Consider the following 24,133-nt stretch of genomic DNA (forward strand, 5'->3'; position numbering starts at 1 on the left):
GCGGATTACCCTCTGCGTCCCGTGCGGCTGATCCTGCCGTATCCGCCCGGTGGCAGCTTCGATGGGCCCGCGCGCATCCTCGCGGAACGCCTGGGCCAAGCGACGGGGCAGCCGTTCGTGGTGGAAAACCGCGGCGGCGTCGGGGGCGTGGTCGGTGCCCAGGAGGTGCGGCGGGCCAGCCCCGACGGGTACACGGTGCTCGTGAGTTCCGGTGCACTGCCGATCGCATCGGCGCTTGCCAAGAAACCTCCTTTCGACGCGACCAGGGACTTCCGGCACGTTGCCACCTTCGCCTCCGTGCCGCTCGTCGTCGTGACCCATCCCGGGCGTGTGCCATTCAAGGACTTTCGTGCATTCATCCAGGCCTCCAAGGCTGCGCCGGGCAAGTATGCCTACGCGTCGGCTGGCAATGGGTCGCCGGCGCAACTCGGCGCCGAACTGCTCAAGCAAACCTTTGGCGTGGATTGGTTGCACGTGCCTTATCGGGGGACGGGGCCTGCGCTCGCGGACTTGATCGGCGGGCAGGTCGATCTCTCGGTCGTCGGCCTGAGTGCCGCCATCGGTCAGATCAGGAGCGGCGCCCTCACGGCGCTGGCGGTGACGACGCCCACGCGCGTGCCGCAACTGCCAGATGTGCCGGCGGTTGCGGAGTTCAGCCCGGGTTTCGCCTTCGACACCTGGTTGGGACTGGCCTTCCCAGCAAATACGCCGCCTGAGTTAGTACGGCATCTGGGCAATGTTGTTGGCGGGCTTCTTCAAGAGCCGCAACTCAGGTCGCGCCTGGCGGACGCCGCCGTGACACCGGCCTTCCGAGATGGACCGTCCACTGCCCAGGCAGTGAGCCACGAGATGGAGGTGTACATGCGCCTGGGACAGCGTAGCAACATCTCGATCGACTACTGAAAGAGGACAGACCGATGATCATCGATGAGCGGACCTACACCGTGCATTCCGGCAAGGTCGCCGAGTATCTGCAGATGGTGCAAACGCACCTGATGCCGCTTCAGGGGGAGATCCTCGGAGGGCTGGTGGGCTACTTTCACACCGAAGTTGGAACACTGAACCAGATCGTGCATTTGTGGGCGTACGACAGCATGGCCCAGCGCGAGCAGAAACGGAGCGCCTTGGCGGCGCACCCGCTGTGGGCGTCGAAGACTGCCCACGTGCGTCCTCTGATCACGGCGCAGAGCAACCGCATTCTCGTGGCCGCGCCTTTCAGCCCCATCGTCAGGCTGCTGTCCACCACGACGCACCGGCTACAGGCGCGCACTGGACTGCAAGTCTGAGACCCGAATCGTCCAATCACACCATTCTCACGCCTGTAAAGGATCGATATGTCCCTCCCAGCCTGTAGCCTCGAGAGCGATTTGAAAGAGCCCTCGGACATTCGCGTACGCGCAGAAGGCGATGTAGTCTTCCTCACCATCGATCGTTCAGACGAAGGAAACCGTCTCACGGCGGCTTCATTGACACACCTGAAGCGGCTGGCCAGCGAGTTGGCCTGTGACGAGCGGACAAACTGCGTCGTCATCACGGGCGCTGGCGAGCAACACTTCTCCTTGGGCATTTTCAATGCCGAACTGCGGGCTTGCTATTCCAAGGCCGATATTCTGAAGATCGTGCGATTGGCCAACGAGGCCTTCGACCTTCTCGAGGCACTGCCACAACTGGTCATAGGCGCGCTCAACGGCGCCGTTCGCGCGGGTGGCGGGGAGCTCGCGCTTGCCTGCGACTTCAGGCTGTGCGCAAGCCACGCGACGCTGGGGTTCCATGAGATGAGCTATGGCTGCTTTCCCGGCGCCGGCGCGCCTGTGCGCCTGTCGCGCCTCATCGGCGCAGGTCGCGCACTGGAGATCATGGCCACCGGACGTGAGGTAATGGCCGACGAAATGCTGCGCATGGGGCTGGTCACAGGCATCGAGCCTGCGCACGCGCTGCAGGAGCGGATCCGCACGATGGCCGTGCAGATCGCCGCGAAGCCGCCCCTGGGACCCCGCGGCGCCAAGCGCGTCGCTCGGCTGCAGGCCACTGCAGGTGACGATGCGGCCCATCAGCTGTCGTGGGCGTTGCGTGAGGCGCTGGAATACAGCGAGGACGTCGACGAAGCCATCGCGGCGCACCGTGAGCAGCGTGCCGGCAGGTACCGGGGGTGTTGACATGGCAGGCCAACCCACAAGAAACGGAGTGCACCGCCTCGTCGCCGGGCTGAACTGGCTCATGGTCCGATGGATCGTGCTTGCGGTCGTGACCTGTCTAGTCGTCCCGAGCTTCGCCCAAGGGTTCCCAAGCCGACCCATCCGATTGGTCGTGCCGTTCCCGGCCGGGGGCGTGGTCGACGTCACCGCGCGTCAATTGGGCCAGAGGCTGGCCGAGGACCTGCAGCAGCCGGTCATCGTCGACAACCGGCCTGGGGCGGGCGGCATCATCGGTACGGAGGCCGTGGCACGCGCACCGGCCGACGGCCACACGGTGCTCGTGGTGTTCGACACGCACGTCGTCAATCCGCACATCTATCCCGGGCTGCGCTACGACACATTCAAGGATTTCGCACCCGTATCGATGATCGGGACCGTGCCCCTCGTGTTCGCAGCGCCGGCGAATACCAGCGCGCGCACCTTGCGCGACTTCGTTGCACAGGCTAAGCGTCGACCCGGCACCCTGTCCTACGGCTCCGTGGGGGCGGGCAGCTCCGGCCACTTGGCGATGGAGCAGCTCAAGTTGCTGACCGCAACGGATGTCCTGCACGTGCCATTTCGCGGCGGCGCACCGGCTTTGACGGCACTCATGGGCGAGCAGATCCAATTGCTGGCGTTCGCGGCGGGCGCAGCCGTGCCGCTCGTCCAGCAAGGAAAGATCAAGGGGCTAGCCGTCACCGGAGAGCAGCGCACGAAGGCGCTGCCGGCCGTGCCCACGACCATCGAAGCCGGGTACCCGCAGCTCAGCACTGGCGCCTGGATGGGACTGGTGGTTCCGCGGAGCACGCCCGCATCGGTGGTCGACCGCCTGAACGCGGCGGTCGCCAAGGCCGCGCGCGACCCATCCCTGGCTGCGCAACTTTCCGAGCAGGCAGTGCAGCTGCGCGCCTCCAGCGCCGCGGAGTTCGAGTCGTTCATGCGCAGCGAGTACGCACGCGTGAGCGCTCTGATCAGCCAAGCGCGTCTGGACCTTCGGCAATGACGAGCGAGCCGGCTGTCCCGGTGGCCGGCCGTCGGCCAGTGCGTCATAACGCGGCGAGGGCCGCCCGCGCGCAACGCACCGGCTCGGCCGCGCGCGGCGACCGCGTGCTGAGTGCACCTGGTTGTGCCTCAGCTCCACGCAGCAAGCCCGAACCGGCGCCCGAAATCGACGCAACGTGCTGAACGAAGTTGCTCTTGAGGACCTCGCCATGCCCGATCCGGTAGAGCGCCGCTCGCGGCGCCGAGCCGCGAGACCAACTCGTCGACGTCGTGACCCGAGCCAGCGGAGGTGTGCTTCCGTTCGCTGCCGCCACTTGGCCACGGGTTGCGCTGGTAGATGCCCCTGACACGCCGCGCGCTTGGGCTGACGTGGCGGGCCGCTCGCTGCGACGCTTCGCCCCGTCCTCCAGGACGGAATGGACCAGCGCCCAGGCAGTGCTGTCGCGATGAGGACGAGGGGATTCGCCGAGTCCATAGCGGGCGTCAGGGCACCTAAAGGGAGTTGCGCGTAGAGCCGGGTCCCTGCCGCAGTTGCACTCCCCAAAAGCGGACGTCGCTGCTTGACATCTATCAACTAGTAGGTAGACTGCTGTTATGGATTCAACACTTCTCTCGGCCAAAGCCGCCGAAATCGCGAACTGCGCTCAGTCGCTTCTGTCGACCAGGGGGTACAACGGGTTCAGCTATGCCGACATCTCGGAGACGGTGCAAATCAGCAAAGCCAGCATTCACCATCACTTTCCGAGCAAGGCCGAACTGGTGCAGACCGTACTTCGGCGCTACCGGGAACAGGGGCGGGAAGGCTTGGCGGCGTTGCAGAGGATGGTCGCAGACCCTCTCGAGCGGCTTCATGCCTATACCGGTTATTGGGAAACCTGCATCCGCGACGGATCCTCTCCGTTCTGCATTTGCGCGATGCTTGGATCGGAGTTGCCTGCCGTCCCTGAATCCGTGGCTGAGGAAGTCCGCGGACATTTCGTCGATCTGACCGCATGGCTGGCGGCCCTGCTGGAACAGGGCTCCGCCAACGGCATCTTTCGATTGCGAACGGATGCCGCGTCAGAGGCGATGGCCCTGATGGCCGTCGTCCACGGCGGCATGCTTGCAGCCCGCGTCTACGGCGACCCGGAGGCATTTGCGACGGTCGTTCAGCAAGGCGTGAAGCAATTGCTGGTGCCGAAAGATGAGCACTGAGTTGCGCCAGAGCACCTTGGCCCGGCTTGAATCGCACATCGATGGAGGGCCAGGCGCCTGCAGACGCTTTTGCTGATTGGGTCTGGCAGCGCATGTCGATGACATTCGACGCGGCCAATTTTCGCGGATCCGGCATCACGGCCGGATCCTCTTCAACTTCGAACCTGGAACAAAGATGACTGATACGACACTTGGCTCGCGCCATACCGAGCGTGGGACCGAATGGCTGAAGCGGTACTACGTCGTACGCGCGGCTTTTTCGATCGCGTGGGTTGCGGCCGCACTCACGCTAGGCAGGGCAATGCCCGGGATTGCTGCCTTGCTGCTCGTGATCTACCCAGCCTGGGATGCACTCGCCAACGCGGTGGATGGACGGCGCAACGGCGGATTTCAAAACGCCTTAACTCAAGCGTTGAACGTTGCTGTGAGCGGCATGGCAACCGTGGCCGTAGCGATTGCGCTCGGGAACAGCATGCACGCGGTCCTGGGGGTGTTTGGTGTTTGGGCCATTCTGGCGGGTGTTTTTCAGCTTGCCACCGGTGTGCGTCGGTGGACGACCCATGGCGCTCAGTGGGCCATGATCCTGAGCGGCGCCCAGTCCGCGCTCGCAGGCGCCTTTTTCATCACGCGGGCCAAAGGATTTCAGGTGCCCACCATTGCGGACATCTCGCCCTACGCAGCATTTGGTGCGTTTTACTTTCTCGTCTCAGCTCTCTCGCTGGCAGTGTCTGATGTGCGCGCGAGGAAGCAATTCGTATGAAGAGCCGCAACAATACGTATGGCTTCGACATCCCGGTTGCCGCCCGTCTTGCGACGATTGTCCTGATCGTGGTTGGTGCAGCGCTCGCGTTCGCCTACACGGCGGGTTGGTTAACACCATCGCGCCTGACTCCGACGAAACTCGTTGATTCGCTCGCGCCGCCCGACGGCGCGGTTAGAGGCTTCAGGCGAAACCATGCCAAGGGAATCTGCTTTGCCGGCACCTTCGAGGCCAATGGAGCAGGTGCCGCAATCTCCCGTGCGCCCATGTTCGAAGCCGGCAGCTATCGCGTCACGGGCCGATTCAATCTGGCGGGTCCGGTTCCAACAATGGCGGATGGCTCGGCGCGTGTGCGCGGCTTGAGCTTGCGGATACAGGGGGCGGACGGGCAGGAGTGGCGCACCGCGATGATCAACGCACCCTTCTTCCCGGTTGCCACGCCACATGACTTTTATGCTTTCCAATTGGCGAGCGCGAACAAGGACGATCCCAATGCCATGAAGCAGTTTGCGGCCAGCCATCCTTCGCTGCGCGCTTTCGGCGCGTGGGCGGGCAGCGAGCCGTACACAGAGTCCTATGCGGAGGATCGCTTCAACAGCCTTCACAGCTTCGTGCTGACCAATGCACAGGGCCAGAGCCAAGCGGTTCGCTGGTCATTCATTCCAACAGCGGCCCCGTTGGCTGTCCCGAAAGAAGAATTGAACACCCGCGACCCCGATTTCTTGTCCAAGGAAATTGCCGGGCGCGTCGCCGCTGCGCCGCAGAAGTGGACGCTTGTACTGACGGTTGCCGCGCCTGGAGATCCCACCGCCGATCCCACTCAGGCCTGGCCGGAAGAGCGGCGCAAGATCGAAGCCGGCATGCTCGTGGTCCAAAGGATCGAGGCGGAGGCCGACGGACCGTGCCGCGACATCAACTTCGATCCCACGGTGCTCCCGTCCGGTATGCGGACGTCGGATGACCCGTTCCCCGCAGCCAGATCCGCTGCCTATGCCGTGTCCTTCGACCGCCGCACGAGCGAGGCGCAACAACATCCGCGCACCCGCGCTCAAGGCAAGCCATGAGCAACATCAGATTGCAATTCACACTCGTGCAACGACTGCTTCATTGGAGCATGGCCATTGGCGTCCTGACGATGCTCTTCGTCGGCGTCGGCATGGTGGCCACCGTCGACCGCGCCTACCTCGCTCTGGTCGAGTTCCACAAGACGCTGGGCATCGCGGTCTTGCTGCTGGCCGTGCTGCGGCTGATCGTGCGTTGGCGCAACGGAGCGCCTGCTCTGCCTTCCAGCATGCCCGAGCCGATGAAAATCGCGGCGAAGCTGTCGCATCTGGCGTTCTACGCGCTAATGATCGCGATGCCCCTGATCGGTTGGTCCATGCTTTCGGCCGCCGACTATCCGGTGGTAGTGGCGGGGATCCGGCTGCCGTCGATCCTTCCGCCCAATCCGGAGCTGCACAGCCTGCTGTGGGCGGTCCACCGGACTTTCGCATTCTGCCTTTTCGCGCTGTTTTTGTTGCACCTCGCCGCCGCGCTCTTTCATGCCTGGGTTCGCCGCGACGGCGTTTTCGAGACGATGACATTACGGCGTCGCTGACCGCGGAGGCGTCCGCAACTTGGTGGTGCTGCCTGGCCGGCGGCTGCCCCTTCAGGTGCGGCGGGGCCCGTTCAATCCGCCGCTGGCGGGATCGGCAGCGAGCGCTTCTGCATGAGCGTCTATGAAGCTGTGCTGATCATGGCTCAGGAGCCCGCTCAAGAACATCAGGATCGCGCTTGGAGAGACGCGAACCCGGAAGCAGCGAGTCATCCCGAACTGGAAGTCATGCTCTAGGTGCAGAGCCCACCGAGCGTTTTTTGTCGCAGTAGTTTAAATGGCGTACTGCTCACCTTGCCGCGACCCTTAGCCTCTGTGAGCTAGCCAGCCGGCTCGACATCTAGCCGAACCACGATTCCCTCGGAGGCGCTGGGTCGTGAAGTAGCCAACTTGGGCATCGACGTTCACCGCCGTGGCACCTGGCTCGTTCCGCAACGATTGGGCGAAACGCTCGATGGTGCGCACGCCGCGCAGCATCGCGGACTACGACGCGCCGTTCGATCCCGTACGCGAGCGTCGGCGATCGGTCAGCGGCCGGCAGTTGGGGCGACCCGACGAAGGCTGCAGCGGCAATGCTGTGCATTGCTACCGCAGACGAACGGCCGCCGGCACATCTTCTGCTGGGCAGTGACGCACTCGAACTGGACACGGGCAAGTTGGAAGCGCTGAACGCGTTGTTCCGTGAGTGGGAGCCGACCACGCGCTCTACGGATGCGCCGCCCGGCGTGGTCAATGTTTAGGTAGTGATGCTTGCACCAAGCCGTTTTGATGTCTAGGCGTGGACACATTGGACCTCGCGCCCTATGCAGCTGAACTCGCAATATCTGCTCAATCGCTTTGGCAACGCGGAGGTATAGCGGATTCAGCTAAGCCGATATCCCGGATGAAGTGCGGATCACAAGGCCAGCTTCCACGAGGCAGAACCGGGAGGGCTGGCGGCCTCGCAGACGCATATGTGAAAAGTATGAGCTCCAGCTTGACCTTGCGGCCTCCTTTGTTATACGCGTTGACACTGCGGAGCAATGCTGTAGCATCCATATTGGCATACCATTTAGGGATGCATTAATTGGGGCAATGATGAACGCAGCAGAACCTCCGCCCGTCCTTCAAGTGGATGGGGTGGACATACGCTACGGCGGCAATCTCGTGGTCGCCGGTGCGACCTTCGACGTTCGGCAAGGCGAATTCGTGACGCTGCTGGGGCCGAGCGGCAGCGGCAAGACCTCACTGCTGAGGACGATTGCCGGGTTCGCGCCTGTCAGCGCCGGCCGTATCCGGCTGCGCGGCGAATCGATGGAAGCCGTGCCGGCGTACCAGCGCGACGTCGGTCTGGTGTTCCAGAACTACGGCCTGTTCCCCCACATGACGGTGGCAGGCAACCTCAGTTTCGGCCCGCGCATGATGAAGGTGCCGTCCGCCGAGATCGAGGTGCGGGTCGCCGAGGCGCTTGCGCAAGTTCGCCTCGAACGGCTGAGGGAACGCTATCCCCACCAGCTCTCGGGAGGACAGCAGCAGCGCGTGGCGATCGCGCGGGCGCTGGCAATGCGCCCCTCGCTGCTTCTCCTGGACGAACCCATGTCCAATCTGGACGCGAGGCTGCGCGCCGAGATGCGCGTCGAGCTGCTCGTGCTGCTGAAGCGACTGGGGATGACTGCCGTGGCCGTGACCCACAACCAGGAAGAAGCGCTGGGCATGTCCGACCGGATCGTGGTCATGGCCGAAGGTGGCATCCGCCAGGTCGGCACGCCCATCGACATCTACCTGCACCCGGCAGATTCCTTTGTTGCGAATTTCGTCGGCGACGCCAATGTCATCGATGCCCAGCACGTCGGCTTCGCTGCCGACGGCTGTTCGTTGTACCGCACGCAAGGCGGCATGGTGGTCCGTGCCACGCGGACGGCTGCGCCGCCGAACGGGCAGGTGGCCCGGCTCCTGATCCGCCCTGAGCTGATCCAGGTGGATCTCAGTGGCGCCGCCGGTGGCACCGACTCCGCGAGCGGGCTGACGGCCCATGTCGAGAGTGCCGCTTACATGGGCGCGTACACCGAGATCCGGACCCGTGTCGGCGCCGAGCAGATCCTGGTCAAGCTGGCGGCCGGCACTTCCGCGCCCACGGTGGCGGTCGGCCAGCCGGTGCTCATGCGGTGGGCACCAGAGGCCGTGAAGGTGCTGCAGCCATGAGCACCGCGACCACGCAGGTCGTTCCGTCGCGGCCGGACAACTCGCCCGGCGGCGAGATTCCATCGGTCCAAGTCCATCGCGCCGCGGGTGTGTTGCCCAAGTGGTTGCTGCTGGCGCCGGCCCTTCTCGTGCTGGGCGTGTTTGCAGTCGCACTTGCCGATCTGCTGAACTGGAGTTTCTACAGCGGCGGCAAACTGGGTGCACCACCGAGCGGCGAGAGGGGATGGGGAACCTACGGCCGCATCCTCGGCGACACGCTCTATATAAGCGCCATCGTCGCCACGATCCGCCTGTCGGCGATTTCCACCATCTGCAGCCTGGCGCTCGGGTTACCCGTCGCCTATTGGATCGTGCGCACGGAATCGAGCCGCGTGCGTGCGCTCCTGATCGTCCTGGTGGCGGTGCCGTTCCTGACCAGCCTCATCGTGCGCCTCTATGCGCTGCTGCTCGTGCTGGGCAACAGCGGCCTCGTGAATTCCTTGCTGCAGGCAGCCGGCTGGATTGCCGAGAACGACTTCGTCGCCCTGGTGCGAAACGAAGTCGGTGTCTCCATCGGGCTGACCTACTTCGTCCTGCCGTTCGTGATCTTCACGCTTGCCGGGAGCTTCCAACGTCAAGACCGCACCTTGGAGGATGCCGCCCAGAATCTGGGTGCCGACGAGGTGGTGACGTTCGTGCGCATCACGCTGCCTTTGCTGGCCCCCGGCATCCTCGCGGCCTGCACGCTCGCCTTCGTGCTGGCAGGAACCGCCTTTGCCACGCCGCTCATCCTGGGTGGCAGTGCGGTGCGGATGGTGGGCAACGTCATCTACGACCAGGCGATGTTCGCCCAGAACATGCCAGTGGCTGCCGCGCTCAGTGTGCTGGCCTTGCTGTTCACGATGGCGTGCCTCTATGTGGCCGGCCGATTCTCCCGCAGGAGGAAGCATGCGTAGTCACCGTAACCGCGTCCATCGCGCACGCCGGGTGGTTTCCTTCGGCGCCGTCTGGGCGCTCAGGGCGGCGGCTTTCGCCCTGCTCTTTCTCCCCATCGTGCTGGTGATCCTGCTGTCCTTCTCGGCGGATGCCTACACCACGCTGCCGCCGAACAGCTACTCGCTGCGATGGTATGCCAACGCCGTGTCCCGGAACGACTTGGTCGAGAGCTTTCTGACGAGTGTACAGGTCGCGCTGCTGGCGACGCCGCTGTCGGTGGTGATCGGCACGCTCGCGGCCTACGGGTTGTGGAAGTACCCCGGCAGCGGCGCGCGTGCGCTTGAGTCTTTGCTGATGGCGCCGATTCTGCTTCCGCTGGTCGTGACCGGGCTTGCGCTGCTCGTATTCTTCAATCGGGGCGTTCTACCCGGCGGGCTCTGGAGCATCGTGCTCGCCCACGTCATCGTCACCTTTCCGTACAGCTTCCGTTCAGTGCTCGCGGTCCTCGGACGTTACGACAGGCAGCTCGACGAGGTCGCGGCATCGCTTCGGGTGCGCCCGGCCGCAGCATTTCGCCACGTGACCCTTCCTCTGATCCGGCCGGGCCTTTTTGCGGGCGCGTTGTTCGCGTTCGTCATGTCCTTCGACGACTTCGCCACCACGATTTTCCTCATCTCGCCAGGCACGAAGACGCTGCCGATCGCCATCTATCAGTACATGGAGTTCAACCTGGACCCCACCGTGTCGGCGGTGTCCGCGATGCTGGTTCTGTTGTCTGTCGTTGGCGTCCTAGTGGTCGACAAGGTCGTGGGCATGGACCGTTTCGTGGGGCTGCGGGCCTGACGCGATGCGGGGGGCTGCTCCCCGCAAGTGCTTTCCGTTTCACCACCCGACAACCCATCACATACGAGACAAGGAGTCATGCCCATGGACAGTTTCAACCGCGCGCTGCTGCAAGGACCGAGTGTCTGGACCGGCGCACAGCTGAGTGCCGCTGACGACTGGCGCTGCACTTTGGAACCTGGCGAGGCAGCGGCGCTGCTGCGCGCGACCCAAGCCGCCATCGCCAGCGGCAAGCCGCTGGAAGCGCTGCGGCGTGGCGATTTCCAGATGCCGCTGCTGCAGGCCCGCTGGCAGCGCGCATCGCGCGAGATCGAACATGGGCGCGGGTTCTACCTGATCCGCGGCGTGCCGGTGGACGAGCTCTCCGACGAGCAATGCAAGGTCATGTTCTGGGGCATCGGACTGCAGCTCGGCGCACCTTTGTCGCAGAGCCGCCTCCAAAACTACATTGCCGAAGTCAAGGATATCGGCGAAAAAATGGGGCAGGCCACGACGCGGGCCTACCGGGCGGGAGGGCCCTTGCGCTTTCACACCGACCAATGCGATGCGCTCGCGCTGCTGTGCATTCGCGAGCCCATCGCGGGTGGCCACAGCCGCGTGGTCAGTTCGGCGGCTATCCACAACGAGGTGCTGAAGCGGCGGCCCGACCTGCTGCCGGTGCTGCACGCGCCTTTCTGTTTCAGCCGTCAGGGGGAGGAAGTGGAGGGTGAAATGCCATGGTACGAGCGGCCGATCTTCGATCGGGCCGCCGACGGTGCATTCGCCAGCCTGTTTTCGATGTCCTTCATCGAGAGCGCGCAGCGGCTGCCCGAGGTGCCGCGGCTCACCGGGCAGCAGCAGGAAGCGCTGCAACTCGTGGCCGCGCTGGCCGAGGAATTGAGCGTGACCATCGAGTTGCGCAAGGGAGACATGCAGTTCTTCAACAACCATATCGTCTATCACTCGCGCACCGATTACCAGGACCACGAGGACCCCGCCCAGCGCCGCACCCAGCTGCGCCTGTGGCTGGCCACGCCGGACAGCCGCCACCTGCCCAATGGCGCGGGCGTGTTCTATGGTTCCACGCGCGGCGGCACCATGCGGGGAGGCATCACGCCGCCCTCGGGACGGCGCTTCGCTTTCGAGGACTGGGCCGACGCCGGCTGGACCCACGAGGATCTGGGTCTGTTCAGGAGCCGACATGCTGCGTGAAGTGCCGGCCCGGCCGGACTTGGGCGCTCCGGAGAGCCTTGATTTTCAAGATAGACTTGGTTCGGACCCCATCCCGAACTCTCCGCAGCCAGCAAGTCGCGCACGCACCATGAGCAAATCCACGGAAGCCGATCGTGTCTTCAACGGCATCGTCACCGACATCCTCGCCGGTGCGATCCGTCCTCGCGATCGCTTGTCCGAGCGTGAGCTGGTGTCGCGCTTCGGTGTGAGCCGCACGCCGGTTCGCGAGGCCACCAAGCGGCTGCTGGAGCGCGGCTTCATCGAAACCGGCCCGCGCGGCGTGGCCGTCGTGGTCGACATCAGCGCGGAGGACCTGCGCCAGCTCTACACCTTGCGGCTGCAGCTCGAGAGCACGGCGGCGCGCGAGATCGTGGCGCACATCACGGCACCGGAGATCGATTCACTCAAGCAGATTAACAAGGAGTTCAAGCAGGCGTTGGAGCAGCGGGACCTGGTCAGGATGCTCGAGGTTCGCGCCGACTTCCACGCGGTGCTCAGCGGTGCCGCGCGCAACCGCTGGCTCGCCGAGGTGCTGGTGATGTTGCGCGACAAGGCGTATATGGTTCGACACTATCACTGGCAAGACCTGGGCCGCGCTTCCTCCACGCTCGACACGCACAACCAGATGATCAAGGCCCTGGAGCGCAAGGACACGGAGGTCTTCGTGAAGCTCGTGTGCCAGCAAATCAGCGCCGCCATCACCACCTACGAGAACAGGCTGCAGGCGCCGTCGTGGAGCGCGTCCTCCGGCACCAGGGCCGTCGCGCCCGCAGGGGCTCCCAAGCAGGCAGCCGGTCGTGCCGCCCCGAAGGCGGTGAAGTCGCCGCCGCCCGCGAAGAGCGCGCGCAGGAAGACGCCGGCCTGAGCCGGCGACCCGTCGACGGACGGGCAGGGACAGGAGCGTCCTTGCCCGTCTTTCACAGTGCGGCCACCGCCTGGAACTCGATCAGCAGTCCTGGATCGGCCAGGTGGTTCACCTCGACGATCGTGCTGGTGGGCAGCTTGTCCTTGAAAAACTCCATGCGCGCCGCGACGATCTCCTTGAATTGGCGCACGTCAGTCGTGTAGACGACGATCGAGACGATATCTTTAAGTGTGCCGCCGGCGGACTCCAGAACGGTGCGCATGTTGCGGATGCACTGGCGGGTCTGCTCGGCCATGTCGCCGGCACCCACCAGCTTGCCCTCGCTGTCCCGGGCCAGCTGCCCGGACAAGAAGATCAGCGATGACGGTTGGTCCACGCGGATGTAGTGGTGGTAGACGGTCTTGCGCACATTGGCGAGGCCAGGTGGGTCGCCGCGGGTGATTTCACTCATGTCCAGTCCTTTCTTGGTTTGAAAACTCAGTCTTCGCCGATCCAGCGGATCACGCGGTCCAGTCGGGGTTCGGGCCGATTGGCGAGAGGGCGCTCCGTGTTGCGATAGCCGACATTGATGACGCCCATCAAATGCGCGCCCGGTTCATCCAGCCCGACCAGGGCGGCGACCTCCGGTGATTCGGCCAGTTCGCCGGTGGTCAGCAGTGAGCCGACGCCGGCGTCCGCGAGTGAAAGCAGGAAGTTCTGCACTGCTGCGGCGCTGGCAAAGTCCTCTTCTTTGAGGCTCACCCTGGGGTTGTCCTGTGCCGGCACGCAGGCCACGACCACGTTCAGGGGTGCGTCCTGCGCGCGCTGCGCGGCGCGCGCGACATCACGGCCGGTGCGCAGGGCGGCTGCTTCGTAGGCCCGCACCAAGCCCTGGCGCGATTCGCGCGTGATCACGAAAAAGCGCCACGGCGCCGTTCGGTGGTGGTTGGGTGCCAGCACGGCGTCAGCCAGTGCGCGCTCGACGACCGATCGCGGCACGGGCTGGTCCAGGTAGGCATAGACCGAGCGGCGCCGCTGCGCAAGTTCCGTGAAGGAGCCGGACGCAAGCCCGGTCGTATTGACAGAAGTGGTCATGAAGTACAGGATACGTAAATGGTATGCCAATCATACATACCAAAATCAGGAAATGTCCACTTCAACCGCGAGGAACCAGCCCATGAAACTTCTCAGCCGATTCGAGCGACCTGCCTTGGCGATCGCCGCCGCCATCACTCTTCAAGCAAGCGCTCATGCGGGCGAGATCGTGCTGGCCACCTGGGGCGGGACCTGGGGCAAGGCGATCGCGGAACAAGCGATCGCGCCCTTCGAGAAAGCCACGGGTGTGAAGGTCAAGGTCATCTCAGGGGTGTCGCTCGCCAACATCCAGATGATCTCGGCCCAGCGCGCCAGCCCGAAGATCGACCTCCTCATGGCGACTTCGCAAGACGCCACGACCGCCTACAACGATGGCTTGCTGGCGCCGATGGACGCGAAGGAGGTGCCCGTGCTCGCAACGCTGCCGGCCAGCGGCGTTCGGCGCGAGCCCGGGGGTGCCGCCGCTTTCGCCGGCATGTGGGTCTACCCCTACGGCATCGTCTACCGCACCGACAAGGTCAAGAACGAGATCAAGTGCTGGAAGGACCTTTGGCGTGCCGACCTGCGCAACAAGGTCGGCGTCTCGTCGCCCAAATACATGAACGGCTACTTCCTGCTGATGGCGAACCGTCTCGCCGGCGGCACCGAAGCGGACGTGACGCCGGGGTTGAACATGGTCAAGACGATGGGCCAGAACCTCGTCGCGGTGGTGGACGACTCGGCCGGCCAGCAGCGCCTGCTCGCGCAGCAGGAGGTCTGGGCCGTGCCGATGGTGTCGAGCCCGGCCTACAAGATGATCGACGAGGGCGTGCCCGCGAAGTTCGCGATTCCGTGCGAGGGGGCTCCGGCCGGCATGGACGTCATCGCCCTCGTGAAGAACGCGCCCAACCCTGTCGAAGCCAAGAAGTTCATCGATTTCTACCTGGGTCCGGAGATCATCGCCAACGTCACGCGCGAACTGAAGATCACGCCGGTCAACCGGAACGCGAAGATCACGCCGGAGCACGCCAGATACACGCTGACGGACGCGCAATTCCAGCAGCTGGTGGTGTTCGACGAGCAGGCGACCGCGAGCGGCCGCGCGAAATGGCAAGACGCCTGGGACCGCGAGATCGCGCCCCTGACCCGACGCTGAGGTACGCCATGCCCCACGTGACCACCAACGGCGTGCGCACCTTCTATCGCATGTCAGGGGAGGGACCGCCCCTGCTGCTGATTGCCGGCAACGGCATGGACCACACGACCTTCGACGAGCAGTTGAAGGCCTTCGGGCCTCACTTCCGCTGCATCGTGTACGACCTGCGCGGCATCGGTGCCAGCGAGGTGCCCGAAGCAGGCTACACGCCCATGGAGATGGCAAAGGATGCGCTGGCGCTGCTGTCGGCGCTCGACGTCGGCACAGCCCACGTGGCAGGCTACTCGCTGGGCGGCGCCATCGCGCAGGAGATGGCGCTGGCACAGCCGGAGCGCGTGCGCTCGCTGTCGCTCTACTCGAGCTACGAACGTCCGCTGCCCTACATGCGGCTGCGCTACGACATCCTGATCAAGGTCGTGGAGGAGACCACGCCCGAGCTGTGGGCCATGTACAGCGCGTTCTCCGCCTTCGGGCCGGAGTTCGTCAATGCGCATGAGAAGGCGCTGCGCGAGGAGATCGCGAAGCGGACGGCGCGCTGGAACGATGGCCAGGGCCCCTCCCGCAAAGGCCTGGCGGGCCACTATCGCGCGATCCTGGCGCACGACACGTCCAGCCGCCTGGGCGCGATCCGCTGCCCGACCTGGATCGCCGTGGGCGGCGCAGATGCCGTAACGTCGCCGGTGCACTCCGAGCGGATGCATCAGCTGATCCCAGGCTCTTTCCTGCAGATTTACCCAAGCAAGCCGCACCGAATCCTGAACTTCGAGGCTGACGCATTCACCCGCGACGCGCTGGAGTTCCTGTTGCTACAAGAAAGGCATGCTTGACTGGCATACCATTAATGCATATATTTACCTGAATCAACCACCACGCCTACTGAGAAACCCATGGACAAGATCATCATTTCGTCGGACTCGCACGTGTTCGAGCCGACCGACCTCTGGAAGAAGACGCTCGGCGACCGCTTCGGCGACAAGGTGCCGCACGGCGTGACGAGCTTCGAGGGACATGAAGGCAACTTCTTCTACGTCGGCCGCCCAGGGGAGGCTGCACGTCTGGAAGAACTGGTGTCCGACGACGGCAAGGACCGGCGCCTGGACGACCTGGCCAAGGCCGGTGCCGATCCGGTCTATCGTCTGGAGCTCATGGACAAGGATGGCATCCACGCCGAGGTCCTGAACCCGACCTGGGGTCTGTGGATTCCCCGGATGGCCGACGGTGCCGCGCGCAATGCCTGCGCCGAGGTCTTCAACGACTGGATCCAGGAGTACTGCTCCCAGAACCTCAAGCGCCTGCTGGCGGTCGCGATGATCCCGATCGTGGATGTCGACTGGGCCGTGAAGGAACTCGATCGCGTGGTCAAGCGCGGCGCGCGCGCCATCATGATCGGCACCAATCCGGTGGACGGGGCCGCACCCTACCGGGACCGCAAGTACGACAAGTTCTGGGCCGCGGCGCAGGAGGCGGAGCTGCCGGTCACGCTCCACATCGTCACCGGTCGCGTGCGCGATCCCTTCACCTACCACGGCGACAAGGAGCGCGAGAACATTCCGGCCAGCTTTCTCGACCTGTTCTACGAAGCGCAGCCGGCGCTTGCCAATGAGTTCATCTTCGGCGGCATCTTCGACCGCTTTCCACGTCTGAAGATCTTCCTCTCCGAGTACGACGCGTCCTGGCTTCCGATCCTCAAGTACCGCCTCAACCGCATCCAGACCTTCCCGGGCTTCGATCATCTGGAAAAGAAGCCGGCGAGCCGCTATGTCGAGGAGAACATCTACGCCGGCATCATCAATGACCCGCTGGCTGCGAAGCTGCGCAACGAGATCGGCATCGACCGGATCATGTGGGGTTCGGACTTCCCGCACCCGCCCTGCCCGTATCCCAACACCACGCAGAACATCGACCGGATCCTGAGCGAGCTGTCGCCGGAGGACCGCTTCAAGGTGGTGGCGGGCAATGCGGCCAAGCTGTTCAAGATCGATCTGTAGGCGCCGGCGATGAGAAGGATCCTCGAGATCGCCGGCTGCACGCTGATCGATGGAACGGGACGCGAGCCGATGCCCGACGCGACGTTGCGCGTGGTGGACGGCCGCATCACGGCGGTCTGGCGCCATGCCGAGCGGCCGGCCGACCAGCAGGGGCCGGCCGACGAGGTGGTGCAGGCCAGGGGCAAGACGGTGATGCCGGGCCTCATCGACGCCCATTGCCACATCTCCTACGGGGAAGGCAGGACCGCCGAGGAGGTCGACATCTACGGCGGAGCGGAATGGTCCGCGGTCCGCGCCGTGTGGAATGCGCAAAAGGTGCTGCAGGGCGGGGTCACCAGCTTCTGCGATCCGGGCTCCACCTGGAACGTGGCGGTCACCTGCCGCGATGCCATCGACAACGGGATGTTCGATGGACCCCGCATCTTCGCCGCGGGCCGCCACATCTGCGCCGACGGCGGCTTTGCCGACTACTTCCCGCCCTGGCTGGGGATGCCGGTGTCGGCCGAGGGTGTGCTGTGCTCGACGATCGACCAGATGCGTCAGGAGGTGCGGCGCCAGGTCAAGAATCGCGTGGACCTGGTCAAGGTCAGCGGGGACAGCCAGGCGCAGGACACGCGGCGCGATGCCGGGCCCTGCTTTTCCGACGAGGAGCTGTCTTGCATCGTCGACACGGCCCACAACTTGGGCCGCAAGGTCACGATCCATTCGCGCTATGCGAAGACGGTCGCGGCCGCGGCACGCGCGGGCGTCGACTGGGTGATTCACGCTTCCTACATGGACACGGCGGACATCGGGCTGCTGCTGGACCGGCAGATTCCCATCTGCGCGACGATGACCTACACGGCCAACATCGTGCAGCATGGCCGCGACGTCGGCGTCGACCCGAACTACATCGAGGTCAAGAAGCGGGAACTGGACGCGCTCGTGAATGCCCATCGCAAGGCGATCGAGGCCGGGGTGCCGATGATGGCCGGTTCGGAATCCGGCTTCTCCGTCACGCCCTATGGGCAGTGGCACGCGAGGGAGATCGAACTGATGGTGGAACTGCTCGGCATGAGCCCCCTGCAGGCCATCGCTGCTGGAACATTCAACAACGCGAAGGCCTTCGGCTGGGACCGGGACGTGGGCAGCCTGCAGCCGGGCCGCTGGGCCGACCTGCTGGTGCTGGACGGCGATCCGCTGGCCGACATCCGCGTGCTGGGCGACCGCAAGCGGATCGCGGCCGTCTACAAGGGCGGCGAGCCCGTGCCGCTGTCCGGCACGCTGCCGACGCGCCGTCGCTTGGGCCACGAGCGCTCGCTGGCCGTGTCCAGCCTGCCTCTCAACAGGTGAATGCCATGGAAGTCATCGAATCTGCGGCCGTACCGGCCGGGACCGAGCCCGGCGACTGGCTGCAGGCGACGGTTTGCGAAGCCGTCAAGCTCACGTCCGACACCCTGCTGCTGCGCCTGCGCTCGGCCGCGGAAGACCCCTTGCCCGGACACGAGCCTGGCGCGCACGTTGCACTGCAATGCGGCGACGGTGTGGTGCGCCACTACTCCTTGACGGGTTCGCGCCAGCACGCCGGCCTCTACGAGCTTGGCATCAAGCTTGCGAGCGACAGCCAGGGTGGCAGTCGGTGGGTGTTCGACAACGCGGCCATCGGATCGCAATGGCTCATTTCCAGACCGCGCAACCATTTCCCGCTCGTCTCGGGCGCGGGCCGCTTCCTCTTCTTGAGCGGCGGCATCGGCATGACCCCGATCATTTCGATGCTATACGAACTGAAGTCGCGCGGCGTGCGGGCTCGCTGGGTGCACATGTGCCGCGCGCGCGAAGACCTGGGCTTTCAGGACTGGCTATCCGAGCTGGCAGCCTTCCATGACGTTCACGTCCACTTCGATGCCGACGGCGGGCTGTACGACCTGGCGACCGAGCTGGCCGGCACGGATGCGCAGACCGTGGTCTATTGCTGCGGACCGGCCGGCATGATGGATGTGGTGCGGCTGTACGGCGAGGCCTCGGGCCGGGCCGGCAATTTTCACTTCGAGTATTTCGCCGCGCCGCAGTTGGAGCGCGACGAGGCCCAGGACGAGGAGTTCAGCGTGGTGCAGGCCAGCACGGGCCGCACGATCCCTGTGCCGAAGACGAAGACCATGCTCGCCGCGTTGCGCGACGCCGGCATCGCCATGAAGAGCGAATGCGAATATGGTGTGTGCGGCTGGTGTGCCGTCGGGGTGTTGGAGGGCACGCCTGCCCACTTCGACTCGTACCTCACCAGCGCGGAAAAGGCGGCGAACAAACTGGTCCTGCCCTGCGTCTCGCGTTGTTCGAGCGCCCGCATCACGCTCGACATCTAGTGACGATAAAGGCGCCGAATACCACCAACCAGAATGAAAGTTGCACGATGAAAGGTCTTACCGTCCCACTGATCCACCGGCGCGCCGTGCTGGCATTGGGTGCCCTCGCTGCGAGCGGACTCGCGCGCTCGCAGGAGTCTGAAGGGGTGCTGCGCCTCGTTGTCCCGTTTGCCGCGGGATCCACGATCGACGCATTGGCGCGGCTGATTGCCAACAAGCTGCCCGAGGTGTCCGCGCACAAGGTGGTGGTGGTGGACAACCGGCCGGGCGCGGCGGGCATCCTGGGCACATCCTACGTCGCCAAGGCCAGGCCCGATGGCAAGACGCTCCTGATCCAGGCCAACGGCTTGACCACCACGCCGGCGGTGCGCAGCGACTTGCCCTACGACCTGCAGAAGCATCTCGCGCCGCTGACGTTGTTGGGGCTGGCGCCCTATGGCATCGTGGTGCCAGGGGATGCCCGGTTCCAGACGCTGGGCGAGCTCTTCAGCGCAGCGCGCGCCTCGGGGCAACCCATTACCTTCGGCACGAGCGGGCCGGGAAGCCAGAGCGAGTTCGTGCTGGCGCAGGTCGCCAAGGCTGCCAAGGTGGACTTCCTCAAAGTCCCTTTCAAGGGGCAGGCCGACATCCTGCTGGCCGTGATGGGAGGGCATGTCCAGATGGCCATGATCAACATGCCTTCGGCCGTCAAGCAGGCCGCCGATCGCAAGGTGAAGATCCTGGCGACGATGACCGAGCGCCGCACCCCGGCAACGCCGGAGGTGCCCACCCTCACGGAAGCCGGCATCGCGGGCATCAGCGAGAGCGCCTGGTACGGGCTGCTGACGACAGCGGGCACGCCCGCGCCGGCGTTGGAGGGTCTGAGCAAGGACCTGCTGACCGTGCTCGGCCTGCCCGACGTTCGGGCTCGGCTGGCGGATCTCGGCATCGACGTCGTGGCGAGCTCGCCGTCGCAGTTCGGCGATCGCCTCGCGACGGAGCTTCGCCGCTACCAGGTGATCGCCAAGGAAGAGAACATCAAGGCCGACTAGAGACAGCAATCCAGGAAAGACACCATGACCGAATTGATTCAAGCGAAGCGCAATGCCACCAAGGTGGCGATCATCGACCTGACGGACCTGCGCAGTCCCGATCCCCGGCGGCGCACGAAGCTGGGCGGCGAGATCGCCCGTGCCTGCAGCGACGTCGGCTTCTTCTATATCGTGAACCATGGCATTCCGCAGGCGAAGATCGAGGGCATGTTCGACATCGCGCGGCAATTCTTCAGCCTGGCGCCGGATGAGAAGCAGGCGCTGTCCATGGCGGCCAACAATTCGTACCGCGGCTATCTGCCGATGAAGACCACGGGCAATGACCCCAGCATGAAGGGGCTTCTGCTCGAGGCCTTCCATGCATGGCAGGAGCATCGTCCGGACGATCTCGGACTGGCCGAGGGCAAGCCCCTGCACGGCGTCAATGTCTGGCCGTCCGGCATGCCCGGCATGCGCGAGCAGGTGATGGAGTACGCGGGCATGGTGACCCAGCTCGCGCGCGACCTGCTCGCCACGGCCGCCCTGGGCATCGGACTCCCGGAAGACACCTTTCTGCGTCACTTCGACCAGCCTCTGTCGCTGCTGCGGCTGATCCACTACCCGCCGCAGGAGCCGTCCGAGACCGACGGACGTTTCGGCACGCGTCCCCACACCGACAACTGTGCATTCACACTCCTCGCGCAGGACGACACGGGCGGCTTGGAGATCATGGGGGAAGAGGGCGAATGGGTCGGGGTTCCGCCCGTGGCCGGCAGCTATGTCATCAACCTGGGCGAGGTGATGAAGATCTGGACCGGCGGCCGCTTCATGGCCACCCCCCACCGCGTGATCAATCGCTCAGGCAAGGAGCGCTACTCGATTCCCTTCTTCATGAACCCCGGCTTCGACGTGAAGGTCCGGCCGATCCTCGACGATGCAGGATCGAACCTGGCGGAGCCCGTCTTCCACAGCACCGTGGGCATCGACGAGGGACTCACCAGCGGTGAGATCCTCATGCGCCTCTACAAGCGGATCTGGCCCTCGGTCGATGGGCAGCGGGTCAGCTGAGCCGCTGGTGATCGCCACGCGCGGGAGCCCTCTCGCGCTGTGGCAGGCCCATGAGATCCAGCGCGCGCTGGCGGCGCTGGGGCACGAATCGCGGCTTCGCCTGATCACGACCACGGGCGACCGCGTGCTCGACCGACCGCTGCAGAAGGTCGGCGGGAAGGGGCTGTTCCTCAAGGAGATCGAGCAGGCGTTGCTCGTGGGGGAGGCCGATCTGGCCGTGCACTCGCTCAAGGACATGCCCATGGAGCTGCCCCTTGGACTGACGATCGCCGCCGTGCTGCGCCGGGGCGACCCCCGCGATGCCCTGGTGGCGCAGGATGGCCGAGGGCTCGCCGCGATCCCGTCGGGTGCGCGCATCGGCACTTCGAGCCTGCGCCGCGCGATGATGATTCACCGCATGCGTCCCGACTTGCAGATCGCCTTTCTCCGGGGCAACGTCGAGGGGCGCCTCGCGAAGCTCGACCAGGGCGAGTTCGCCGGGATCGTGCTGGCGGGCGCAGGGCTGCAGCGCCTCGGCCTGGCCCACCGCATCACCGAGATGTTCGAGCCGCACCGGATGCTGCCCGCGCCGGGGCAGGGCGCCATCGCCGTGGAGACGCGCGGCGACCGGTCCGATCTGCGGAAGATCCTGGCACCGCTGAACGACGAGGGCACCACGTTGTGCGTCACGGCAGAGCGGACGGTCGGCTTGTGCATGGATGCGGGCTGCTCGCAGCCCTTCGCCGCCTTTGCGACCCTGTCGGACGGCATCATGCGGCTCGAGGCCGCCCATCGCTCGGACGACACGTGTGAACCGGTGTTCGCCGTGGCGAGCGCACCGGTGGGCCGGGCGGATGAGGCGACGTGCCTGGGCGAAGAGCTCGGCAGGCGACTTCGGCGCATCTGAGCGCGGCCAATGCGCCGGCCGCGCTTGCCGCGGGAGCGGCAGCGATTCAGCGCCAGTGCACGACGCCCGCGGTGGTCGGGCGAGGGCGCTTGAGCAACTCGCGATCGGGGTCGCGGTAGCCGACCTGGAGCGCCCCGACCACGCGGCCGGCTCCGATTCCCACCAGTTGCTCCACCTCTTCGGAGACTTGCCAAGGCGCGGAATTCAGGGCGGACACGAGCTGCATGGAGGTCAGTGCCAGCATCAAGTTCTGCGTTGCCGCCGCAGTCGCGAACTCCTCCTCCAGCGGCCGGACCCTCGGGTGGCGGTTGTCGGGGACACAGCCGATCATCACCGTGACCGGCGCTTCGTAGGCGCGACACCGCGCCGGCGCCGCATGCCAGCCGATGCGCGTTGCCGCCTTTTCATAGGCGCACGCGAGCTCGTCGCGCGCACTGCCGGCGAAAACGGTGAAGCGCCATGGCCGCGTGTGGTAGTGGCTCGGCGCATGCACGGCCAGTTCAAGTGCGCGTTCGATGGCAGCCCTGGGCACGTCGCGCTCCAGGTAGAAGTGAACGGAGCGGCGCTTCTCGACGATCTGCTCGAACGCACGCGCCAAATGAGTGGATGTGAAGGCTTCTTCCGCGGTGACTGACATCGGGTCTCCTGGCTCAGGATTAAAGAGTGCCTTTATGGTATACCAAAAAGGCACTAAAACGCGTTGACGGCAATCGTAAATGTGGACCAAAATGGCATGCCACCAGATTTTTCAGAAAGACGCGCACGATGACGCCCAGCCCGATCGAAGGTGCCTGCTCGTGGGACAACCGCCTGCTGGAGCCGGATGCGCTCGTCGTGCCGGTCGATCCAGCGCTGACCGAGGAAGCATTGATGGCGGTCCGGGTGGCGACGTCGCGTGGGCTGTCGCTCCAGCAGATCCACCGAGCCAACTTCCCACTGCGCCGATTCGGTGAGCTGCTGCGGGACGTCGGGCGTGAACTGGAGGAGGGCCGCGGCATCTGCCTGCTGCGCGGCCTCCGCATCGAAGGCCTGCCGGAGGAGGACATCCGCATGATGTATTGGGGCATCTGTGCGCACCTGGGCATGCCGCTGTCGCAAAGCCGCAATGGCGACTTCCTCGGGGAGGTGCGCGACACCGGTGCGAAGAAGGGAGAAGCGGATTCGCGGGCTTACCGGACAGGCGGCCCTCTGCGCTTTCACATGGATCGCTGCGATCTTCTGGGCCTGTTGTGCGTGCGGGAGGCCCGCACCGGCGGCTGGAGCAAGGCGGTCAGCTCGGCGGCGGTGCACAACGAGGTGCTGCGCCGGCGTCCGGAGCTCATAGCCACGCTGTACGCGCCCTTCCGTTTCAGCCGCCAGTCCGAGCAGATCGAAGGAGAGAAGCCCTGGTTTGCAGGCTCGATCTATGCGGTGATCGATGGCAAGTTCACCAGCCAGTTCTCGCTCACCTACATCGAGTCGGCACAACGCTATCCGGAAGTCCCGCGGCTCACGCCGTTGCAGGAGGAGGCGATCCGCGTCGTAGCGGAGGTGGCCGAGGAGCTGTGCATCTGCTTCCGGATGCGGCCAGGCGACATTCAACTGCTGAACAACCACGTGACGTACCACGCGCGCACGAACTACGAGGACAGTGCTGAGCCCGAGAAGAAGAGGCTGCTGTTGCGCATGTGGCTCGCAACGCCTTGCAGCCGCCGGCTGCCCCGGGAGCGCCACGAAGCCTGGGGGAGCACCTTGGGCGGGGCGCTTCGAGGCGGGGTGAGTCCGCCCTCGGGCGCCCGCTTCGCATTCGCGGACTGGGCGTCCGCTGGCTGGAGCGACGAACTCCTGTTCACCCCTGCAGGGCCAGCGAGGTCGACCGCGCATTGAGCGCTCATTGGGCGGGATCGCGCGGCA

Annotated in this window: 26 protein-coding genes and 1 pseudogene; 24 read left to right on the plus strand and 3 right to left on the minus strand. The window is 65.2% G+C overall.

What is annotated here, in order from left to right; all coding sequences use genetic code 11:
* The 15 genes and pseudogenes from B0W80_RS18000 to B0W80_RS18060 form a co-directional block, all read left to right on the plus strand.
* A partial coding sequence (locus B0W80_RS18000; protein WP_077000528.1) for a tripartite tricarboxylate transporter substrate binding protein occupies nucleotides 1-903 on the plus strand: 903 nt, incomplete at its 5' end.
* 14 nt (nucleotides 904-917) lie between these two features.
* Complete coding sequence (locus B0W80_RS18005; protein WP_077000529.1) at nucleotides 918-1,286, plus strand: NIPSNAP family protein; 369 nt, start codon at nucleotides 918-920, stop codon at nucleotides 1,284-1,286.
* A gap of 48 nt (nucleotides 1,287-1,334) precedes the next feature.
* Nucleotides 1,335-2,156, plus strand: a complete 822-nt coding sequence (locus B0W80_RS18010) for an enoyl-CoA hydratase/isomerase family protein (protein WP_077000530.1) — start codon at nucleotides 1,335-1,337, stop codon at nucleotides 2,154-2,156.
* A 28-nt stretch (nucleotides 2,157-2,184) separates the two neighbouring features.
* Nucleotides 2,185-3,177 carry a tripartite tricarboxylate transporter substrate binding protein gene (locus B0W80_RS18015; RefSeq protein ID WP_179106962.1) on the plus strand — a complete coding sequence of 331 codons (993 nt, stop codon included), beginning with the start codon at nucleotides 2,185-2,187 and terminating at the stop codon, nucleotides 3,175-3,177.
* A 593-nt stretch (nucleotides 3,178-3,770) separates the two neighbouring features.
* A complete protein-coding gene (locus tag B0W80_RS18020) occupies nucleotides 3,771-4,370 on the plus strand; it encodes a TetR/AcrR family transcriptional regulator (RefSeq protein ID WP_077000531.1) in 600 nt (199 codons plus the stop codon).
* Nucleotides 4,371-4,545: 175 nt separating this feature from the next.
* Nucleotides 4,546-5,130 carry a DUF308 domain-containing protein gene (locus tag B0W80_RS18025; RefSeq protein ID WP_077000532.1) on the plus strand — a complete coding sequence of 195 codons (585 nt, stop codon included), beginning with the start codon at nucleotides 4,546-4,548 and terminating at the stop codon, nucleotides 5,128-5,130.
* Complete coding sequence (locus tag B0W80_RS18030; protein ID WP_077000533.1) at nucleotides 5,127-6,194, plus strand: catalase family peroxidase; 1,068 nt, start codon at nucleotides 5,127-5,129, stop codon at nucleotides 6,192-6,194. The genes B0W80_RS18025 and B0W80_RS18030 overlap by 4 nt, the downstream gene beginning before the upstream one ends.
* Nucleotides 6,191-6,727, plus strand: a complete 537-nt coding sequence (locus B0W80_RS18035) for a cytochrome b (protein ID WP_077000534.1) — start codon at nucleotides 6,191-6,193, stop codon at nucleotides 6,725-6,727. Before B0W80_RS18030 ends, B0W80_RS18035 begins: the two co-directional genes overlap by 4 nt.
* A gap of 111 nt (nucleotides 6,728-6,838) precedes the next feature.
* Complete coding sequence (locus B0W80_RS36220) at nucleotides 6,839-6,961, plus strand: hypothetical protein (RefSeq protein ID WP_256856613.1); 123 nt, start codon at nucleotides 6,839-6,841, stop codon at nucleotides 6,959-6,961.
* Between the two features lie 123 nt (nucleotides 6,962-7,084).
* Nucleotides 7,085-7,464 (plus strand): annotated as a pseudogene (locus B0W80_RS36225) (short-chain dehydrogenase/reductase); the annotation flags it as partial.
* Nucleotides 7,465-7,843: 379 nt separating this feature from the next.
* Nucleotides 7,844-8,905 carry an ABC transporter ATP-binding protein gene (locus B0W80_RS18040; RefSeq protein WP_256856614.1) on the plus strand — a complete coding sequence of 354 codons (1,062 nt, stop codon included), beginning with the start codon at nucleotides 7,844-7,846 and terminating at the stop codon, nucleotides 8,903-8,905.
* Nucleotides 8,902-9,840, plus strand: coding sequence for an ABC transporter permease (locus B0W80_RS18045; RefSeq protein ID WP_077000535.1), 939 nt, complete (start codon nucleotides 8,902-8,904; stop codon nucleotides 9,838-9,840). The genes B0W80_RS18040 and B0W80_RS18045 overlap by 4 nt, the downstream gene beginning before the upstream one ends.
* A complete protein-coding gene (locus B0W80_RS18050) occupies nucleotides 9,833-10,663 on the plus strand; it encodes an ABC transporter permease (protein ID WP_077000536.1) in 831 nt (276 codons plus the stop codon). Before B0W80_RS18045 ends, B0W80_RS18050 begins: the two co-directional genes overlap by 8 nt.
* An 84-nt stretch (nucleotides 10,664-10,747) precedes the next feature.
* Nucleotides 10,748-11,854: a TauD/TfdA family dioxygenase gene (locus B0W80_RS18055; protein WP_077000537.1), complete on the plus strand. Its 1,107-nt coding sequence runs from the start codon at nucleotides 10,748-10,750 to the stop codon at nucleotides 11,852-11,854.
* A gap of 109 nt (nucleotides 11,855-11,963) precedes the next feature.
* Complete coding sequence (locus tag B0W80_RS18060; RefSeq protein ID WP_077000538.1) at nucleotides 11,964-12,740, plus strand: GntR family transcriptional regulator; 777 nt, start codon at nucleotides 11,964-11,966, stop codon at nucleotides 12,738-12,740.
* A 52-nt stretch (nucleotides 12,741-12,792) separates the two neighbouring features.
* Here the strand turns inward: B0W80_RS18060 and B0W80_RS18065 are convergent, their stop codons facing one another.
* Both B0W80_RS18065 and B0W80_RS18070 read right to left on the minus strand, forming a co-directional pair.
* On the minus strand, nucleotides 12,793-13,191 hold the full coding sequence (locus B0W80_RS18065) for a RidA family protein (RefSeq protein WP_077000539.1): 399 nt from the start codon (nucleotides 13,189-13,191) through the stop codon (nucleotides 12,793-12,795).
* A gap of 26 nt (nucleotides 13,192-13,217) precedes the next feature.
* Nucleotides 13,218-13,814, minus strand: coding sequence for a nitroreductase family protein (locus B0W80_RS18070; RefSeq protein WP_077000540.1), 597 nt, complete (start codon nucleotides 13,812-13,814; stop codon nucleotides 13,218-13,220).
* 82 nt (nucleotides 13,815-13,896) lie between these two features.
* Here B0W80_RS18070 and B0W80_RS18075 point away from each other — a divergent pair, with 82 nt between their 5' ends.
* The 8 genes from B0W80_RS18075 to hemC are packed head-to-tail and all read left to right on the plus strand — an operon-like array spanning nucleotide 13,897 to nucleotide 22,240.
* Complete coding sequence (locus B0W80_RS18075) at nucleotides 13,897-14,949, plus strand: extracellular solute-binding protein (protein ID WP_077000541.1); 1,053 nt, start codon at nucleotides 13,897-13,899, stop codon at nucleotides 14,947-14,949.
* 8 nt (nucleotides 14,950-14,957) lie between these two features.
* Nucleotides 14,958-15,776 (plus strand): alpha/beta fold hydrolase, encoded by an 819-nt coding sequence (locus B0W80_RS18080; RefSeq protein ID WP_077000542.1) that lies wholly within the window; start codon nucleotides 14,958-14,960, stop codon nucleotides 15,774-15,776.
* Between the two features lie 60 nt (nucleotides 15,777-15,836).
* On the plus strand, nucleotides 15,837-16,937 hold the full coding sequence (locus tag B0W80_RS18085) for an amidohydrolase family protein (protein WP_077000543.1): 1,101 nt from the start codon (nucleotides 15,837-15,839) through the stop codon (nucleotides 16,935-16,937).
* A 9-nt stretch (nucleotides 16,938-16,946) separates the two neighbouring features.
* Nucleotides 16,947-18,269: an amidohydrolase family protein gene (locus B0W80_RS18090; protein WP_077000544.1), complete on the plus strand. Its 1,323-nt coding sequence runs from the start codon at nucleotides 16,947-16,949 to the stop codon at nucleotides 18,267-18,269.
* Between the two features lie 5 nt (nucleotides 18,270-18,274).
* The gene (locus tag B0W80_RS18095; protein WP_143684677.1) at nucleotides 18,275-19,276 is read left to right on the plus strand and encodes a PDR/VanB family oxidoreductase; all 1,002 of its coding nucleotides are present in this window, start codon (nucleotides 18,275-18,277) and stop codon (nucleotides 19,274-19,276) included.
* Nucleotides 19,276-20,307, plus strand: a complete 1,032-nt coding sequence (locus B0W80_RS18100) for a tripartite tricarboxylate transporter substrate-binding protein (protein ID WP_143684678.1) — start codon at nucleotides 19,276-19,278, stop codon at nucleotides 20,305-20,307. Before B0W80_RS18095 ends, B0W80_RS18100 begins: the two co-directional genes overlap by 1 nt.
* A gap of 24 nt (nucleotides 20,308-20,331) precedes the next feature.
* Entirely contained in the window at nucleotides 20,332-21,354 is a 1,023-nt protein-coding gene (locus B0W80_RS18105; protein WP_077000547.1) for an isopenicillin N synthase family oxygenase, read from the plus strand.
* A 7-nt stretch (nucleotides 21,355-21,361) separates the two neighbouring features.
* Complete coding sequence (gene hemC, locus B0W80_RS18110; RefSeq protein WP_306171864.1) at nucleotides 21,362-22,240, plus strand: hydroxymethylbilane synthase; 879 nt, start codon at nucleotides 21,362-21,364, stop codon at nucleotides 22,238-22,240.
* Nucleotides 22,241-22,286: 46 nt separating this feature from the next.
* On the opposite strand, the gene B0W80_RS18115 is transcribed toward hemC, so the two are convergent.
* Nucleotides 22,287-22,877, minus strand: coding sequence for a nitroreductase family protein (locus tag B0W80_RS18115; RefSeq protein WP_077000549.1), 591 nt, complete (start codon nucleotides 22,875-22,877; stop codon nucleotides 22,287-22,289).
* Nucleotides 22,878-23,005: 128 nt separating this feature from the next.
* On the opposite strand from B0W80_RS18115, the gene B0W80_RS18120 reads away from it, so the two are divergent.
* Nucleotides 23,006-24,106 carry a TauD/TfdA family dioxygenase gene (locus B0W80_RS18120; RefSeq protein ID WP_077000550.1) on the plus strand — a complete coding sequence of 367 codons (1,101 nt, stop codon included), beginning with the start codon at nucleotides 23,006-23,008 and terminating at the stop codon, nucleotides 24,104-24,106.
* Nucleotides 24,107-24,133: the final 27 nt, after the last annotated feature.

The organism is Variovorax sp. KK3, assembly GCF_001984055.1.
In the GTDB taxonomy this organism is placed as follows: domain Bacteria; phylum Pseudomonadota; class Gammaproteobacteria; order Burkholderiales; family Burkholderiaceae_C; genus Variovorax.